The 16,197-nt window shown below is 73.8% G+C and carries 20 protein-coding genes; 12 read left to right on the top strand and 8 right to left on the bottom strand.

Annotated elements, in window-relative coordinates; genetic code table 11:
* Window positions 1-171 precede the first annotated feature (171 nt).
* The 3 genes from OG521_35860 (at window position 172) to OG521_35850 (ending at window position 1,831) form a co-directional block, all read left to right on the top strand.
* Window positions 172-354, top strand: coding sequence for a DUF6381 family protein (locus OG521_35860; protein ID WUW25851.1), 183 nt, complete (start codon window positions 172-174; stop codon window positions 352-354).
* Between the two features lie 177 nt (window positions 355-531).
* Window positions 532-1,266: an SDR family oxidoreductase gene (locus OG521_35855; GenBank protein ID WUW25850.1), complete on the top strand. Its 735-nt coding sequence runs from the start codon at window positions 532-534 to the stop codon at window positions 1,264-1,266.
* Window positions 1,267-1,288: 22 nt separating this feature from the next.
* Window positions 1,289-1,831: an HAD domain-containing protein gene (locus tag OG521_35850; GenBank protein ID WUW25849.1), complete on the top strand. Its 543-nt coding sequence runs from the start codon at window positions 1,289-1,291 to the stop codon at window positions 1,829-1,831.
* A 15-nt stretch (window positions 1,832-1,846) separates the two neighbouring features.
* Here OG521_35850 and OG521_35845 read toward each other — a convergent pair whose 3' ends face one another.
* Complete coding sequence (locus OG521_35845; protein ID WUW25848.1) at window positions 1,847-2,716, bottom strand: UbiA family prenyltransferase; 870 nt, start codon at window positions 2,714-2,716, stop codon at window positions 1,847-1,849.
* A 118-nt stretch (window positions 2,717-2,834) separates the two neighbouring features.
* On the opposite strand from OG521_35845, the gene OG521_35840 reads away from it, so the two are divergent.
* The 6 genes from OG521_35840 (at window position 2,835) to OG521_35815 (ending at window position 7,560) form a co-directional block, all read left to right on the top strand.
* The gene (locus tag OG521_35840; GenBank protein WUW25847.1) at window positions 2,835-3,890 is read left to right on the top strand and encodes a type III polyketide synthase; all 1,056 of its coding nucleotides are present in this window, start codon (window positions 2,835-2,837) and stop codon (window positions 3,888-3,890) included.
* Window positions 3,891-3,902: 12 nt separating this feature from the next.
* The gene (locus OG521_35835) at window positions 3,903-4,430 is read left to right on the top strand and encodes an isoprenylcysteine carboxyl methyltransferase family protein (protein WUW25846.1); all 528 of its coding nucleotides are present in this window, start codon (window positions 3,903-3,905) and stop codon (window positions 4,428-4,430) included.
* Window positions 4,427-5,440 carry an NAD(P)/FAD-dependent oxidoreductase gene (locus tag OG521_35830; protein WUW25845.1) on the top strand — a complete coding sequence of 338 codons (1,014 nt, stop codon included), beginning with the start codon at window positions 4,427-4,429 and terminating at the stop codon, window positions 5,438-5,440. Before OG521_35835 ends, OG521_35830 begins: the two co-directional genes overlap by 4 nt.
* A gap of 103 nt (window positions 5,441-5,543) precedes the next feature.
* The gene (locus tag OG521_35825; GenBank protein WUW25844.1) at window positions 5,544-6,329 is read left to right on the top strand and encodes an SAM-dependent methyltransferase; all 786 of its coding nucleotides are present in this window, start codon (window positions 5,544-5,546) and stop codon (window positions 6,327-6,329) included.
* 30 nt (window positions 6,330-6,359) lie between these two features.
* Window positions 6,360-7,037 carry a class I SAM-dependent methyltransferase gene (locus OG521_35820; GenBank protein WUW25843.1) on the top strand — a complete coding sequence of 226 codons (678 nt, stop codon included), beginning with the start codon at window positions 6,360-6,362 and terminating at the stop codon, window positions 7,035-7,037.
* A 175-nt stretch (window positions 7,038-7,212) separates the two neighbouring features.
* Entirely contained in the window at window positions 7,213-7,560 is a 348-nt protein-coding gene (locus OG521_35815) for a DoxX family protein (protein WUW25842.1), read from the top strand.
* Window positions 7,561-7,598: 38 nt separating this feature from the next.
* On the opposite strand, the gene OG521_35810 is transcribed toward OG521_35815, so the two are convergent.
* Window positions 7,599-8,624 carry a hypothetical protein gene (locus OG521_35810; protein WUW25841.1) on the bottom strand — a complete coding sequence of 342 codons (1,026 nt, stop codon included), beginning with the start codon at window positions 8,622-8,624 and terminating at the stop codon, window positions 7,599-7,601.
* 336 nt (window positions 8,625-8,960) lie between these two features.
* Between OG521_35810 and OG521_35805 the strand changes: the two genes are divergently transcribed.
* A complete protein-coding gene (locus OG521_35805; GenBank protein WUW25840.1) occupies window positions 8,961-9,575 on the top strand; it encodes a hypothetical protein in 615 nt (204 codons plus the stop codon).
* Window positions 9,576-9,637: 62 nt separating this feature from the next.
* Window positions 9,638-10,630 carry an aldo/keto reductase gene (locus OG521_35800; protein ID WUW25839.1) on the top strand — a complete coding sequence of 331 codons (993 nt, stop codon included), beginning with the start codon at window positions 9,638-9,640 and terminating at the stop codon, window positions 10,628-10,630.
* A gap of 40 nt (window positions 10,631-10,670) precedes the next feature.
* On the opposite strand, the gene OG521_35795 is transcribed toward OG521_35800, so the two are convergent.
* Window positions 10,671-11,207 carry a MarR family transcriptional regulator gene (locus tag OG521_35795; GenBank protein ID WUW25838.1) on the bottom strand — a complete coding sequence of 179 codons (537 nt, stop codon included), beginning with the start codon at window positions 11,205-11,207 and terminating at the stop codon, window positions 10,671-10,673.
* A 119-nt stretch (window positions 11,208-11,326) separates the two neighbouring features.
* On the opposite strand from OG521_35795, the gene OG521_35790 reads away from it, so the two are divergent.
* On the top strand, window positions 11,327-11,740 hold the full coding sequence (locus OG521_35790; GenBank protein ID WUW25837.1) for an organic hydroperoxide resistance protein: 414 nt from the start codon (window positions 11,327-11,329) through the stop codon (window positions 11,738-11,740).
* A 59-nt stretch (window positions 11,741-11,799) separates the two neighbouring features.
* Here OG521_35790 and OG521_35785 read toward each other — a convergent pair whose 3' ends face one another.
* The 5 genes from OG521_35785 to OG521_35765 all read right to left on the bottom strand — a co-directional run bounded on the left by OG521_35785 (window position 11,800) and on the right by OG521_35765 (window position 16,131).
* On the bottom strand, window positions 11,800-13,563 hold the full coding sequence (locus tag OG521_35785) for a protein kinase (protein WUW25836.1): 1,764 nt from the start codon (window positions 13,561-13,563) through the stop codon (window positions 11,800-11,802).
* 115 nt (window positions 13,564-13,678) lie between these two features.
* Window positions 13,679-14,029 carry a transcriptional regulator gene (locus tag OG521_35780; protein WUW25835.1) on the bottom strand — a complete coding sequence of 117 codons (351 nt, stop codon included), beginning with the start codon at window positions 14,027-14,029 and terminating at the stop codon, window positions 13,679-13,681.
* Window positions 14,026-14,532 carry a hypothetical protein gene (locus OG521_35775; GenBank protein WUW25834.1) on the bottom strand — a complete coding sequence of 169 codons (507 nt, stop codon included), beginning with the start codon at window positions 14,530-14,532 and terminating at the stop codon, window positions 14,026-14,028. Before OG521_35775 ends, OG521_35780 begins: the two co-directional genes overlap by 4 nt.
* A gap of 123 nt (window positions 14,533-14,655) precedes the next feature.
* Window positions 14,656-15,402 (bottom strand): helix-turn-helix domain-containing protein, encoded by a 747-nt coding sequence (locus OG521_35770; protein WUW25833.1) that lies wholly within the window; start codon window positions 15,400-15,402, stop codon window positions 14,656-14,658.
* Window positions 15,403-15,495: 93 nt separating this feature from the next.
* On the bottom strand, window positions 15,496-16,131 hold the full coding sequence (locus OG521_35765; protein WUW26910.1) for a DUF1345 domain-containing protein: 636 nt from the start codon (window positions 16,129-16,131) through the stop codon (window positions 15,496-15,498).
* Between the last annotated feature and the right edge of the window lie 66 nt (window positions 16,132-16,197).

Below are 16,197 nucleotides of genomic sequence, written 5' to 3'. Positions count from 1 at the left end.
GGGGCGCCCGGATCACGCCGGTGCCGCGGCGGGTGGCCGGACCCCGCCGCCCCGGCCTCCGCACCCGCCCCACCTGGCACTCTCACCGTACGTCACGCTCCGGCGTGCGATCGTCGCTCTGCGCTGCTTCTCTGAAGGAGCCCGCTCTTCCCTACCGTTCAAGGAGCGACGATGAGCGTTGCAGGAGAAACAGACCGAGCCCAGCAGATGCGTGAGAAGGCCCGGCACATGACCGAGGCCGCGGAGCGCACGAGCGACCCGGAGCAGAAGCGCCGGCTCCAGGAGAAGGCCCGGAAGCTGCACGAGCGGAGCGAGCAGCAGGGCGCCCGCGACAACAGCGACGTCCCGCTGTAGCCGACGCGGCGTACACACCACCGATGGACCGCCACCCTTCCATGAGGGGGTGGCGGTCCATCGGCGCGTGCGGAGTCCGGGGCGGGGCCTGGGTGCGGGCGGGGCGTTGATCATGGTTGCCTACGATGGCGGTCCACCGAGGACGTCACGTCGTCGCGCAGGAGCGAGGGGATTCCCATGAACCGTCATCAGGTCACCGTGGTCACGGGCGGCAGCCGGGGCATCGGGGCCGCCGTCTGTGTCCGGCTCGCGGCCGACGGCCATGACATCGCCCTGGGCTACCGCTCCGACGCGGCAGCGGCCGATGAGGTCGCCCGGTCCGTGCGGGAATCGGGCCGCCGCTGCGTCACGGTGCGGATGGACACGAGCGAAGAGGCCGACGTCGACCGGCTGTTCGACACCGCGGCGACGGAGCTCGGCCCGGTCACCGGTCTCGTCAACAACGCCGGGGTCGGCGGCCCGCTGGGCCCGCTCGCCGACGCCGACGCGGCGGGGCTGCGGCGCGCCCTGGACGTCAACGTCGTCGGCTATCTGCTCTGCGCCCGGCGTGCGGTGCGCGACATGAGCGGATCGGGCGGCGGTGCCATCGTGAACATGTCGTCGGCGGCTGCCACGCTCGGCAGCCCCGGCGAGTACGTCCACTACGCCGCGGCCAAGGCCGCCGTGGACACGATGACCGTCGGCCTGTCCAAGGAGGTCGCGGCGGCCGGAATCCGGGTCAACGCGGTGGCGCCCGGCGTGATCCGGACCGAGTTCCACGCGGACCCGGAACGCCCCGACAAGCTCGCCGCGGGAATCCCGCTGGGCCGCCCGGGGCAGCCGGAGGAGATCGCCGGCGCCGTCGCCTGGCTGCTGTCGGACGACGCCTCGTACGCGACCGGAGCGATCCTGCGGGTGGCGGGCGGTCGCTGACCTCAGGCTGTACGGTGCGGCGGTGACCGGTCCCGGCGGCCTTCCGCTGCTCTTCCTCGATGTCGACGGCCCGCTCGTTCCGTTCGGCCCGCGCGCCGGCGGCCACCCGGTGTATCCGGGCGGGCCGTTTCCACCGGGCGCCGGGGCGAATCCGCTGCTCGGCCGGATCGATCCGTCGCTCGGGCCCCGGCTGGCCGCGCTCGCCTGCGAGCTGGTCTGGGCGACCACGTGGGAGGACGAGGCGAACACGGTCGTCGCACCGCGGCTCGGGCTGCCGCAGCTGCGCGTGGTGACCTGGCCCCCGTCTCCGGACGAGGGTGAGGACGGGTGCGACGCCGAGGCCGAACGGGGTGTGCGGGCCGGGCTGCACTGGAAGACCCGCACGCTCGTCGGCTGGGCGGCGGGGCGCGACTTCGTGTGGGTGGACGACGAGATCACCGCGGCGGACCGGCACTGGGTGGCCGCGCACCACACGGGGCGGGCCCTGCTCCACCGCGTCGATCCCGGACTCGGCCTCACCGACGCGGACCTGCGACGGATCGGCGTCTGGCTGCGCGCGGGGTGAGGGCCGCGGCCCTCGTCACGCCGGGCCGGTGCCCCGTACCAGCAGAAGGGCCACGTCCGCGGCAGCGACGACGGCCGCGGCGGCGAGCGGTGCCTTGCGCCAGGTCCGGGCGAGCACGAGCCCCGCGACCGCCGCGGGTGCGGCGACCGCGAGCGTCACCGCTCCCCACCGGCCGGGCGGGCCCGCCGGGCCGAACGCCAGGACCGCCGACGCCGCCACGAGGGGCACGGGCAGCAGCAGCCGGGTGGCCGTGGCTCCCAGCCGCTGCGGCAGACCGGTCACCCCGTGGCGCAGATCGTCCTCGATATCGGGCAGGACGTCGCCCAGGTGGGCCGCCAGGCCCAGGAGCGCTCCCGCGGTCACCGCCCACCAGGCCGGCCACGGGCGGCCGGGCAGCGTCAGGGTGGCCACGGCGGGCAGCGTGCCGAACCCGATGACGTAGGGCAGCCAGGACAGCACCGTCGCCTTCAGTTTCAGGTTGTACGCCCAGGCGGCCGCGACCGCCGCCAGATGCACCGCGCCGGCCTGCGGGCCGCAGGCCAGGGAGAGCGGCACGCACAGCAGCGCGGCGGTGAACGCGGCCGCCCAGACCGCCCTCCGGCTCACCGCCCCCTCGGCCACCGGCTTGCCCGTGCGTCCGGCCGCGGCGTCCCGGCGGGCGTCGAAGGCGTCGTTGCACCAGCCCACGGAGAGCTGGCCGGTCAGTACGGCCGCGACGAGGAGGACCCAGCGGGCCCCGTCGAGGCCGCCGGCCGCGCCGAGGCCGCCCGCCGTCACCGACACCGCGATCACCGGCCCCGGATGGCAGGACCTGGCCAGTCCGGCCACGCGGCGCGGCGGCCAGGCTGTCGCGGCGTATCCACGCGTCGGTTCCGGAGTGCCCATCACGTGATCGTAGGTACGCGGGAGGAAGGGGACGTGACAGCCGCACGGGTTGTTTGCGGTGTTTTGTCACTGATGTGGGGCAGAGATGGGCCATGACGCCTCCGCAGCAGGACTCTGCATGACCCGGCTCGCAGCCGTGCACGGCACGCCGGCCCCGTACCGCCACACCCAGCGCGAGGTCACCGACATGGTGGCCCGCACCTGCCTGCCGCCGGGGGCGGACCGGCGAGTCCTGGACCGTCTGCACGAGAACGCCCGGGTGCGCACCCGGAACATGGTGCTGCCGTTGGAGCGCTACGCGGAGCTGGACGGTTTCGGTGACGCGAACGACGTGTTCATCCGCTCGGCGGTGGACATGGGCGCCGAGGCGCTGCGCGGGGCGCTGCGGACGGCGGGGCTGCGGCCCACCGACGTGGACCTGCTGATGTTCACCTCCGTCACCGGGGTGGCCGCCCCGTCCGTCGACGCCCGGCTGGTGGGGCGGCTCGGCATGCGCCCCGATGTGAAGCGGCTGCCGGTCTTCGGCCTCGGCTGTGTCGCCGGCGCGGCGGGGGTGGCCAGGCTGCACGACTATCTGCTCGGCCGGCCCGACGACGTGGCGGTGCTGCTCTCGGTCGAGCTGTGCTCCCTCACGTTCCAGCGCCGGGACGCGACGCCCGCCAATCTCGTGGCGACCGCGCTGTTCGGGGACGGCGCGGCCGCCGTGGTGGCGCTGGGCGAGGGGCGGGCGCCCGCGGCCGGGCCCGAGGTGGTGGCGACCCGCAGCCGGATGTATCCGGACACCGAGCACGTGATGGGCTGGGACATCCGCGACTCCGGCTTCAAGGTGGTGCTCGATCCGGGTGTCCCCGATGTCGTGCGCCGCTATCTGGCGGACGACGTGCGGGAGTTCCTGGCCGAGCACGGGCTCAAGCCGAAGGACGTGGCCCACTGGGTGTGCCACCCGGGAGGGCCCAAGGTCCTGGAGGCCGTCAGCGACGTGCTCTCGCTCCCCGACGGCGCGCTCGACGTCACCTGGCGCTCGCTGGCCGAGGTGGGGAACCTGTCCTCGTCCTCGGTGCTCCACGTCCTGCGGGACACGCTGGAGCAGCGGCGTCCCGAACCGGGTTCACCTGGCCTGCTGCTGGCCATGGGCCCCGGCTTCTGCTGCGAACTCGTGCTGCTGCGCTGGTAGGTCGGAGGACACATGATCTGGTACACCGCACTGGTGCTGGCCGTGGCCGGCGAGCGCCTCGCCGAACTCGTCGTCGCCCTGCGCCACACCCGCTGGGCGCTGGCCAGGGGCGGGACCGAGTCGGGCCGCGGCCACTACCCGGCCATGGTCGCCCTGCACACGGCGCTGCTGGCGGGCTGTCTCGTCGAGGCGGGACTGGCGGACCGGCCGTTCGTGCCCCTGCTCGGCTGGACGATGACGGCCGTGGTGATCGCCGCGCAGGCGCTGCGCTGGTGGTGCATCCGTACGCTCGGGCCGCGCTGGAACACCCGCGTCATCGTCGTCCCGGGACTGCCGCTGGTGACGGGCGGTCCCTACCGGCTGATGCGCCACCCCAACTACGTGGCCGTCGCCGCCGAGGGGCTCGCGCTGCCGCTCGTGCACGGCGCGTGGGTGACCGCGGTGGTCTTCACCGTGCTCAACGCGGCGCTGATGGCCGTACGCATCCGGTGCGAGGACGCGGCGCTCGCCTCGGCACCGGCGGCGGGTGTGCCGGCGTGATCGATCTCCTGATCGCGGGCGGCGGCCCGGCCGGACTCGCCGCGGCCATCCGGGCGGCCGCTCTCGGCATGGAGGCGGTCGTCGTGGAACCGCGTACGGCCCCCATCGACAAGGCCTGCGGCGAGGGCATCATGCCCAGCGGGGTGGCGGCCCTGCGCGCCCTGGGCGTCGAGGTGCCGGGCCGCCCGCTGCGCGGCATCCGTTACGTGGCAGGGGCGCGGAGGGCGGAAGCGGCGTTCCGCGGCCGGCCGGGGCTCGGTGTGCGGCGGACCGCGCTGCACTCGGCGCTGCACGCGCGGGCGCTGGAGCTCGGCGTCCGGATCGTGCCGGGCAAGGTCACGGAGGTGCGGCAGAGCGACGACCGGATCGAGGCCTGCGGGCTGACCGCCCGCTGGCTGATCGCCGCCGACGGACTGCACTCGCCCGTCCGCCGCGGACTCGGCCTGGACGGGCCCGGCAGCACCGTGCGCCGGTACGGGCAGCGACGGCACTACCGGATCGCCCCGTGGACGGAGTTCGTGGAGGTCCACTGGTCCCGGCACGGTGAGGCGTATGTGACGCCGCTCGCGGACGGGCTGGTGGGGGTGGCCGTGCTGAGCGGGGAGCGTCTCGCGTACGAGAGCCAGCTGGCCGCCTTCCCCCGTCTCGCCGCCGGACTTCTCGGCCGGGACGCCGGTCCCGTGCGGGGTGCCGGCCCCCTGCGCCGGCGGGCGCGGACCCAGCGGGCCGGGCGGGTGCTGCTGGTCGGTGACGCCGCGGGGTACGTGGACGCGCTGACCGGCGAGGGGGTCGCGCTGGCGGTGGCGACGGCCGGTGCGGCGGTGGACTCGCTGGCCGCGGGCCGCCCGCAGGACTACCCGGACCGGTGGGCGCGGGTGACCCGGCGTCATCGTCTGCTGACCTGCGGCCTGTTGTCGCTGGCGCGGCGGCCCGCCACCGCACGGCTGATCGTGCCCGTGGCGCACCGGGCCCCGGCCCTGTTCGGCGCGGCGGTCCGCGCGCTCCAGTAGGCGGCTGCCGTGCCTCCGCCAACGGCGCGTGATCATCATGGAGTTGCTGTGGCAGACTGCGCCGGAGGAGCGGTTCTCACTCTCATCAGCAACGGAGTTCGCCATGACGACCGGGACGTCCCAGCCCCCCATAGACACCAGCAGGCCGCAGTCGGCGCGCGTCTACGACGCGCTCCTCGGGGGCAAGGACAACTACCCCGTCGACCAGGCCGTGGCGGAACAGCTGCCCGTCGAGGCGAAGATCGGCGCCCGGCAGAACCGCGCGTTCATGAACCGCGCCACGGCATGGCTGGCCGGTGAGGGCGTCGACCAGTTCCTGGACATCGGCACCGGCATTCCGACCGCGCCGAACCTTCACCAGATCGCGCAGGAGATCAACCCGGCCTCGCGGGTGGTCTACTGCGACAACGATCCGATCGTTCTGCGTCATGCCGAGGCGCTGCTGATCAGCCGGCCGGAGGGTGCCACGGACTACATTCCGGCGGACGTCCGTGAGCCGGACAGCATCATCGAGGCGGCCCACAAGATCCTGGACTTCCGCCGCCCCGTCGCCCTCTCCATGCTCGGCCTGCTGCACTTCCTGCCCGACGCGGTCGATCCGATCGGGATCGTCCGCACACTGACGGACGAGATGTCGCCGGGCAGCTACGTGGTGCTGTCCCAGGGCGCGTCCGACGTCAACCCGGAGCGGGGACAGCAGGGTGCCGACGAGTACGACAAGGGCGGCATCCAGCTGGCGCTGCGCACCCGCGCCGAGTTCGCCCGGTTCCTCGACGGTCTGGAGCTCGCCGAGCCCGGCCTGGTGACCGCCCCCGAGTGGTTCCGCGGCACGACGGCGCCCGAGCCCGAGCACAGTGGCCTGTACGTGGCCGTCGCCCGCGTCCCGTAGCCGGGCAGGCGCAGAGGAAGGGATTCCGCCATGGATGAGGAGCAGGGCCTGCCGGACCAGGGCCCGTCGGGGCCCGGCGGGACGGGGCAGGATCCCACCGCTGCTTCGGTGTTCGACGCTCTCGGAGCCGACTACGAGCGGGCGTTCGGCGGTTCGGCCGCTCATCGCGCCTCGCTGGAAAGCCTGTTGGAGCGGATCGCACCGGGCAGCCGGGTGCTGGACGTCGGCAGCGGCACGGGGCGGCCGACCGCGCGGACGCTGGCGGACGCCGGCCACGAGGTGCTGGGCGTCGATGTCTCCCCGGTCATGGTGGACATCGCGTCCCGGCAGGTGCCCGGGGCGGAGTTCCGTTGCGCCGACATCCGCGAACTCCACCTGGAGGAAGCGTCTTTCGACGCGGTGTGCGTGTACTTCTCACTCCTCCAGCTGTCGCGTGCCGAGCAGCGGGATGTCCTGCACCGGTCCGCACGCGCACTGCGGCCGGGCGGGCATCTGGCGGTGGCGACCGTGCCGTTGGACCTGGAGGGGGTGAGCGGCGTGTTCATGGGTCAGCCGGTACGGGTGACCAGCTTCGGTGAGGACGCGTTCGCCGATGTGGTGACGGAGGCGGGGTTCACCGTTCTGGAGCGGGAGAGCACCCTGTTCACCCCCACCCATCCGGCGGGGGTGCCGGAGCCGCATCTGTTCCTGCTGGCGCGGCGGCACTGACGGGTCACCGCGCGAGCGGGCGCGACACCCTGCCCCGAGGGGTGCGGACGAGCGGGAGAAAGATTTTTCGCGGACGTGTCACGTTTCTCCGTCGGGGCGTGTCGATGCAGTGCCGGACCGGCCACCGTGGCCGGCGCGAGAACACTCCGGCACCGTCCGATGAGGAGCCTTCACCATGTCCGTCGCCCACGTCGTCGTCACTCTCGTCGCTGCCGCCATGGCCGGATACTCGGCCGGCGCCCTGCTCTTCCGCGCCCAGTGGGTCGTCCAGGCCCTGACCGACTACAGCGTCCCCCGCTCCTGGTGGACCTGGCTGGGAGCGGCCAAGGCAGCCGGGGCCGTGGGCCTGGTCGCCGGACTGTTCGTCCCGGTGGTCGGCATGCTGGCGGGGGCCGGTCTGGTGCTGTACTTCGCCGGTGCGGTCGTCACCGTGATCCGGGCCCGCTGGTACACCCACATCCCGTTCCCGCTGGTGTACGCGGCGCCGGTCGTCGGGGCCATGGTCCTGGGGCTCGCGGCCTGAGCCTCCGGGCCGCCCCGGGCCGCGGGACCGCGGCCGGTTCAGCCGTCACGCAGGCCCCCCGGGGCGTTGCGGGAGGCGAGGTCCAGTCTCACGCGCCCGTGGCTGTGGCGGGCGATCCCGGCCGCGAGTGTGTCCCAGTCCGCGGCGGTGAACCTCCGGTCGTCGGCCAGGTGGTGCCTCCCCCGGCCGGCGGCGGCCGCGTCCGCGGGTATCGCGTACAGGGCCACGACCGGATCGTGCCGGTCGCTGTCGAACACCAGCAGGGCGATGTCCGGCCAGCGCAGTTCGTGCGTGGTCACCCACGTGATGCGGCCGCCGGGCGACCGCCGTTCCTCCCGGACCGTGACGGAATCCGGGCCCGCGGTGATACGGATGCCGCCGGCCTCGATGGTGGCGGGGCCGCCGGGCGGGGCGGCGGCGGTCCCCGGGCGCGGCGGTGCGGAGCCCGTCCGCTGCCGGGGCGGTGCGGCGCTGGTGCCCGGCCGTGCCGGCGGTCCGGCGATCAGTACGGTGAGGAGCAGGTCCCCCGACGGTGCGCCGCCCTTCCCCGGCGTGCCCCGGCCGCGAATCCTCAAGGTGCTCCCGTGCCGGACCCCGACGGGGATGCGCACGGTGACGCTCCGGGGACCGCGCCGGGTCAGCCCGGTGCCCCGGCACCGCGCGCACCTTCGTCCCGCGCCCACGGTGCGCACCCCGCGGCCGTCGCAGTGCGGGCAGCGGGCCCGCACCCGGTAGTCGACTGGCACAGTGCCGCCCCCTTCGGCCTGCTCCGGGGTCAGCGACACCCGGGCGCGCGCCGGCCGCCTCGCCCGGCTCTCCCTGAGTGCGAACCCGCAGACGCCGAGGAAGAGCAACGGGCCGACAGCGATGCCCACCCCGCCCAGAACGTGCCGGAGGCGCCGCGCGTCGTCCATGTCGTCCTGCGTGACGGCACGGGTGGGGGTGACACAGGAGTCCCCGTGGATCACTCCGCCGTCGCCGCACTCGACGGGGCCGCCGAAGAACGTGGCGAGTCCCCAGACGAGGATCACCGATCCGACGAAGAGGGCCCCGAGGCACCTCACCCGCGCCGTGCTCCTCGCCATCGCTCCCCCAGCCGTTCTGCGCGCGCCCTGTCATCCGCCCGGCAACGACCGGGTGCTGCGCCGCGCTCGTACGCGGGCATGTCCGTACTGACGCACAACACCTGTATGGCAGTTGCACCTGTCCGAAGCCAAGGGCGGGCCCGGCCGGGCCCGCCCGGTGGACCGTTTCCGGCCGCCGAGATGCCGAACCCCGCACGAGGACATAGCTTCCATGTGGCGCATACCGCGCTCCGGGAGGTGCTGATGCGGAAGGCGAGCCGCGCTCAACGCCGTGTCTCCCGTATCTCCGGCCGCGGGACGGTTGGCCGAAGCCGTGTGCCGCGATCGCGGTCCGCGGCGGCACTCACCCGTACGGCGACCGGCCGCGCGTCGGCCCTCCTGTTCACGGTCCTGCTCGTGTTCGCCGTCCTGACACCGTCTTCGCACGCCGGCACTCCCCTGCTCCGGCGTGGCGGCGACGCCGTCCGCGCGCACTGCGGCGACTCCCCCGCGTCGTGCGGGGGCACCGTGGAGTGGCTGAACCGGTACAGCTACTCGACGGGCTTTCACCCGTTCACCAGCGCCCACGACGTACGCCGGCAGCTCACCGACAACTTCTGGCTGTTCCCGGTGAGCGGCGCGTGCCCGGCCAGGATCGAGCCGGGTGACGAGTGCGATCTGCTGGGCGGCAACCCGGTCCGGGTCGAGGCCGTCGGTGCCGACGAGCTGCGGATCGCGACGCTGCCCGGTCACGGCCTGGGCGAGGGGCTGCACATCCGCTTCGCGTTCACGCGTTCGCTCGGCTTCCACTATCTGGACGTCAGCGCCTGGCAGGACCGGCCGACGTGGTGCACGGAGGGGGCGCTCTGCGGCGCGGCCGGCCGGGCGGGCGCCTGGGTGCTGTGGAAGGTGCTGTCCGCGACGCTGGCGGTCAGCGCGTACGCCGCCTGATCCGGCCGGGCCGCCCGACGCCCTTGCCCTCGCGTGCGCTTCAACACCTAGCGTTCCCGGCCATGGAGACCTTGGAGAACAGGACGTTGGGGCGCAGCGGCATCCGGGCCGGCGCGCTGGGATTCGGCTGCTGGGCCATCGGCGGTGAGTGGACGGACCCGGCCGGGGCGCCGCTGGGCTGGGGGAGGACGGACGACGAGGAGTCCGTCGCGGCGGTGCGGCGGGCGCTGGAACTGGGCGTGACGTTCTTCGACACGGCGGACGTGTACGGGGCCGGGCACAGCGAGCGGCTGCTCGGCCGGGCGTTGCGGGGGCGGCGGGCGGAGGCGGTGATCGCCACGAAGTGGGGGAACGTCTTCGACGAGCGGCAGAAGGTGATGACCGGCGGGGACGACAGCGTGGGGTACGCCCGTGCGGCACTGCTGGCCTCGCTGCGGCGGCTCGGCACCGACTACGTGGACCTGTGGCAGCTGCACCTCGGGGACGCCGATCCGGAGCGGGCGGCACTGCTGCGGGAGGCCTGTGAGGGCTTCGTACGGGAAGGGCTGATCCGGGCGTACGGCTGGAGCACGGACGATCCGGCCCGCGCGGCGGTCTTCGCGCGGGGTCCGCACTGCGCCGCCGTGCAGCACGGGCTGAACGTCCTGGTGGACGCCCCGGAGATGGTGGAGCTCTGTGAGCGGGAGGAGCTGGCGAGCATCAGTCGCGGTCCACTCGCGATGGGCCTGCTCACGGGGAAGTACGGGCCGCTGAGCAGGAGCGCCGCCGGTGACATCCGGGCCACGCCGCCCCCGTGGCTCGACTGGTTCGACGCGGGTGGGGTCCCGTCGCCCCAGTGGCTCGCCCGGGTCGAGGCCGTGCGGGAGATCCTCATGTCGCAGGGGCGCACGCTCGCGCAGGGCGCACTCGCCTGGCTGTGGGCGCGCAGCCCGCGGACCGTGCCGATCCCGGGCTTCCGCACCGTCGCCCAGGCGGAGGAGAACGCGGGGGCGGTGGCGTACGGACCGCTGTCGGCGGAACAGCTGGCGGAGATCGGGAAGCTGCTCGGGCGATAGGCCGGGCGCCCCGGGGCCGGCCGGTGCGGGAAGGGTGGCGCTACTTCGCGGCGCCCCCGCCGACGCCGTCCGGTCCCTCGTCCAGCTCCGACGAATCCAGCTCCGACGCGTCCAGCGCCGCGGTGAGCCGGTTCAGCCGGTCCCGGAGTTCGCTGATCTCGTCGAGCTCGAAGCCGGTCGCGGCGGCGATCCGGCGGGGCACGAGCAGGGCCCGCTCGCGCAGCGCCGTGCCCTCGTCCGTGAGGTGCGCGTGCACCGAGCGCTCGTCCCGGGCGCTCCGCTCACGGCGCACCAGACCGGCCGCCTCCAGGCGCTTCAGCAGGGGCGAGAGCGTGCCGGAGTCGAGCCGCAGGTGCTGACCGAGCGTCTTCACGGGCAGCTCGCCGTGCTCCCAGAGCACCAGCATCACCAGGTACTGGGGGTAGGTGAGCCCCAGGTCCTTGAGGAGCACCCGGTAGACACTCCCGAAGGCGCGCGACGCGGCGTTCAGGGAGAAGCAGATCTGCTGGTCCAGGCGGAGGTAGTCGGCCCCGGACGAGGCCGGGGCCGTGCGGGCGGGGCTGGGCGTGGCGGTCATGGACTCAGCATAACGCCGCGCACCCGATTTGATTGTGCACAACTTAATTGTGTGCTTCACTTCAGGGGAAGCGGCCGGACATCGCCGCCGGAACATGACCTTCGAGAGGACCGGTTTCCATGGACACGATCTACACCGCCGTCGCCACCGCCACCCACGGCCGCGACGGCCGCGCCGTGAGCAGCGACGGCAAGCTCGATCTCCAGCTGGCCGTCCCCGTGGAGATGGGCGGCAACGGCCAGGGCACCAACCCGGAGCAGCTGTTCGCCGCCGGATACGCGGCGTGCTTCGCGAGCGCCCTGGGCCTCGTGGGCCGTCAGGCCAAGGTCGATGTCAGCGATGCCGCCGTCACGGGCGAGGTCGGTATCGGCAAGCAGGGCGAGGGCTTCGGTCTCGCGGTCACGCTGCGGGTGGAACTGCCCGAGTGCGTCGACGAGGCGACCGGCCGCAAGCTCGTCGAGCAGGCCCACCAGGTCTGCCCGTACTCGAACGCCACCCGCGGCAACATCCCGGTCGAGCTCGTCGTCGAGTAGCCGATCCACGGAAGGACCGGCGCCCGCCCCGGAGCACGCGCTCCGGGGCCCGCCGTGCGTCAGGCGTGGAAGCCGTTGCAGACGACGGACGTGTAGTCCGACGGCCCGCCCTCGACGTGGTAGATCACGACGGTCCAGTCGCCGCGGTCGTCCCCCACCGGGATCGCGTCGACGGCCCGTTCACCGAAGTGGGCCCGGAAGTCCTGGGGGTAGCGGAGCTTGACCGTGCCGCCGGAGGTCCAGTGCGCGTAGAGGTCGACCGGCTTGCTGGTGAAGCCGATGCCCTTGCTGACGGTGGCGAGCGGCCGGCCGGTGGCGCGGTCGGTCTCGTGCGGGGGCCGGACGCCGACGGATACGTAGTACGGCTCCGGCCTCTTCCCCTCCCCCGCACCCTCGGGCCGCATCGACACCGTCGCGGTGTCCGAGCCGGTGGTGTGGGAAACGGAGGACCTCAGGCCGTCGGGCGGCGTGACGTCGGGAAAGGCGCCGTCGCAGTCGCCGCTGAGAAAAGCGGCCTGCTCGGAGTCCCCCGACAGGGTCCAGCGGTCGTGCGAGACACGGTCGTTGAGGATGTGGTCCGGCGGCCCGGCGGACTTCTTCCCGCCGTCCGGGCCCTTGCCGGCCGGACTCGACACCACAGGCCGTCCGGACCGGGTGGTCCCGGGCGTGGCCGACGCGTCGTCCTCACTGCCCGATCCGGGGAGCAGCCAGACCGTCAGCGGGACGGCGGCGGCCACCGCGCACACGGCGAGCCAGGTCTTGTTCCGCGGGGCCCGGCCGGGACGGCTCCGCCCGTCCGGGCCGTCGGAGGGTGCCGTGGTGCCGGACGCCGGCGAGCCGGACGGCCCCTCGCTCCCCAGCCTCGTGCGGGGCCCGGTCCCGGTGGCCGGCAGGACGTCCGTTCCGGATTCCCATCGGCGCCGCTCGCCGGAGGGGACGGGCCGCGTCCGCTCGTCCGGTGACACGGGCACGGGATCGGCGGCCCGGGCCACGGCACGGTAGTGCGGGTCCGAGGCCAGCGGTGAGTCCACCGCGCATCCGGCGATGACGGCGGCCGGGTCCGGCCGCCGCGCCGGGTCCTTGGCGACACACCCGCGGATCAGTGCGGCGGCCTCCGGCCGTACGCCGTCCAGGTCGATGTCCTCGTAGACGGTCCGGTAGTTCACGGACGCCGCATCACCGGCTCCGTACGGGGGCCGCCCCGTCAACGCGTACGCGAGGGTCGCGCCCAGGGCGAAGACGTCCGCCGCCGGGCCCACCTCGTTGCGCAGCAGCACCTCGGGCGCCGTGTATCCGGGCGTCCCCGACGTCGCCCCCTCCCGGGTGAGGATCGTCTGCTCCAGCCCCCGCGCGATCCCGAAGTCGATGAGCTGCGGCCCCTGCGGCGAGAGGATGACGTTCTGCGGCTTCAGGTCCCGGTGCGTGACGCCGTGGGCATGCACGGCGGCCAGCCCCTCGGCGAGCGCCGCGAGCAGCCGCAGCGCACTGTCCGGCGGGAACGGGCCGCTCGCGCCCACGGCGCCCCGCAGGGTGGGCCCGGCGACGTACTCGGTGGCCAGCCAGTACGGGGACGCGTCGAGCGCGGCCTCGATCAACTGGGCCGTGTAGGCGCTGCGTACCGTCTCGACGGTCGCGGCCTCCCGCCTGAACCGGGCCAGCGCTTCGGGATGGTCACTGATCTCGTCGCGGATGACCTTCACCGCCACCAGCCGCCCGCCGGGTGACCGGCCGAGATACACCCTTCCCATGCCGCCCGCGCCGAGGCGGGCCAGCAGCTGGTAGGCGCCTATTCGCGCGGGGTCCGAAGGCCTCAGAGCATCCACGGCCCGACTGTGCCACATCCGCCCGCGCGAGGGACCGGCAGGCCACAACTCCGGTGTCCGTTCCGGTCGATGTCCCCGGAGACCCATCGCGGCACGGTCCCGGGCCGACCCCGGATCAGGGAGCGGAGTCGTGCACCGACCCGCCCGCGGTACGGGCCGAGTCGGCGATCGCCTGGAGCGCGGCGACATGACGGCCCAGCGCATCCCGGCCCACCTGCGTGAGGGAGAGCCAGGTACGGGGACGCCGGCCGACGTGCCCCTTGCGGATGTGGAGGTAGCCGGCCCCCTCCAGAGCCGTGGAGATCTTGCTCAGCGCCGAATCCGAGAGCCCGCAGTGATCTCTGACTGCCGCGAAGTCGGCCTCGACGCAGGCCGAGAGGAAGGCCGCGACCGCCAGCCGGCTGGGGTGGTGGATCGTCGCGTCGAGCGCGGGCCCCGCTCCCCGGCCGGCGGAGTCCACACTCATACGCGTCCCCGGATCCCACGTCGGGCCCGGCTGTTGTGTGCGACGCACCGGCCCCACGTACTCAGTCCGACGACCACGGCCACGGCCACCGTGGTGACGCCCCCATCGGCCCCGGACAGGAGGCAGACGGCCCACGCGGCACCCGCGGCGGCGAGTTGCGCAAGAACTCCGGCCCCACGGCCGCGCCGGAGGCGGGCCGCGAGCGGCAGCCGCACTCCGGTGGCGAGCGTGCGGGTGCGCATGAGCAGCAGGGACAGGCCCCAGACGACGACGGCGCCCGCCCACACCAGGGCGGGGTGGTCCGCATGAGTCACCCCGCTGCCGATCACGACGACCCCGGCCGCGCCGGAGAGCGCGGCCATCAGGCCGTACCACCAGGGGCGAGGCACTTCCGCGGGCGCCGCCCTGGCCGTGTCGACGGAGCCCAGCGCCCGCGCTGCCGCCCGGGCGGACGGCTCCAGGTCATGGGGGACGGACTCCGTGGCACCTTCGTGCGCGGGCATGGGACGTGACACCTCCGGGCCGGGGACTCCTGTGTTGCCATCCTCGCACGTACTTTCCTGTATGGAAAGTACTTGCCCGGTGGATGCTCGCCGGCTGTCCGGTGCCGCGTCGGCGCCCGTGGTTCAGCCGGGGAGCGAGAGTCCCTGGGACACCCGGATCGCGGAGGAGAGCAGTCCCTGCCGGACGTGGCTGCTGCGGTACATCCGGTCCGACCGGAAGGAGATCCCGAGGGACCCGACCTGATCGCCGCTGTACACGGGCACCGCGACGCAGGTGGTGCCGCGGACGTACTCCTCACGGTCCATGACGAGCGGCGCGGTCGACGAGGTGTCGAGCTCCTGGATGAGTTCCTGCCGGTGTGTGATGGTCCGGGGCGTGAGGCCGGTCAGGGAGTGCCGGGACAGGTAGTCGGCGCGTGCCTCCGGGTCGAGTTCGCGCAGCACGCTCTTGCCCAGGGCGGTGGCGTGCCCGGCATCCTCGAAGCCCACCCAGAGGTCCACGCGAGGGGTCCGGGCGCTGTCGACTATCTCCATGATCCGGATCTCGCCGTCCACGTACAGGGTCAGGTAGACGGCTGCCGACAGATCGTTCCGCAGGGCGGTGAGAACGGGGCGGACACGGTTCAGCAGTCCCTGGCCGTCGCCTCCCGCGCCCGTCCCGGCCAGGGTGAACGTACCGTCGTCCAGCTCCCGCACGTACCCGTCCCGGGCCAGCCCGGGCAGCAGCTCACGGACCGTGACCAGCGGCAGCCCCGCATCGCGGGCCAGCTGCTCCGCGGTGGCCTCGTCCCCGTGCGCCCCCGCGGCCTCCAGCAGGCGAAGGGCACGCCTGACGGCCGCGACAGGCTCGGGGCGTGCGTGGTCAGCCATGCTCCCAAGCATCACCCGGGGACCCCGGAGCGGCAACGCGTCCCGGTCGCGGAGCGGCCCGGGTGCCCCCGCGGGCGGGGAGGGCTCCGTGCGTCAGCCCGTGACGATCCCGGCGACGAGGTTGATGGTGGTGGCCAGGATGCTGGCGCCGAACACGTACGACAGCAGACAGTGCCGCAGGACGATCGCGCGGAGCGGGGAGCTCGACACGTTGGTGTCGGAGACCTGGTAGGTCATCCCGAGGTTGTAGCTGAAGTAGAGGAAGTCGATGTAGCGCGGCGGATCGTCGGAATTGAAGTCGATCCCGCCCCGCGGCGCCCGGTAGTAGAGGTACGCGTAGCGGGTGGCGTACATCAGGTGGAGTGCGGCCCATGCCATGAAGACACCGCACAGCGCCGTCGCGGCCGCCGCGTGGGTGAGGTCCGACCGGTCGACCAGGAGCAGCAGCACGATGCCGACCAGTCCGCACAGGGCGGAGCCGACGACGACGAGTTCCTCGACGACGGGGCGGAACTCCTCGCGCCGGGCGTTCCGATGGGTGGTGGCGGCGTCCATGGGCCACAGGACGAGCCAGCCCGCGACGACGAAGAGGGTCTCCACGGCGGCGATACCGGCGAGCAGGCCCAGCGGGACGGTGGTCAGCAGGGCGACGACCGCGCCGGTCGCCGCGCCGACGACCGCCGAACCGGCGAGCCGGGGAACGGCGGACAGCGGCAGCCGGTGGCTGATGGGCTTCACGATCGACCGCCTCGGTGGCTGCTCGGTGAGGTCTCCGGCGCCTCCCCTCGGACACGG

This window comes from Streptomyces sp. NBC_01463, from assembly GCA_036227345.1.
Classification (GTDB): Bacteria; Actinomycetota; Actinomycetes; order Streptomycetales; family Streptomycetaceae; genus Streptomyces.
The sequence above is the reverse complement of the archived record's forward strand: the minus strand, read 5'-3'. Positions and strand labels throughout refer to the sequence as shown.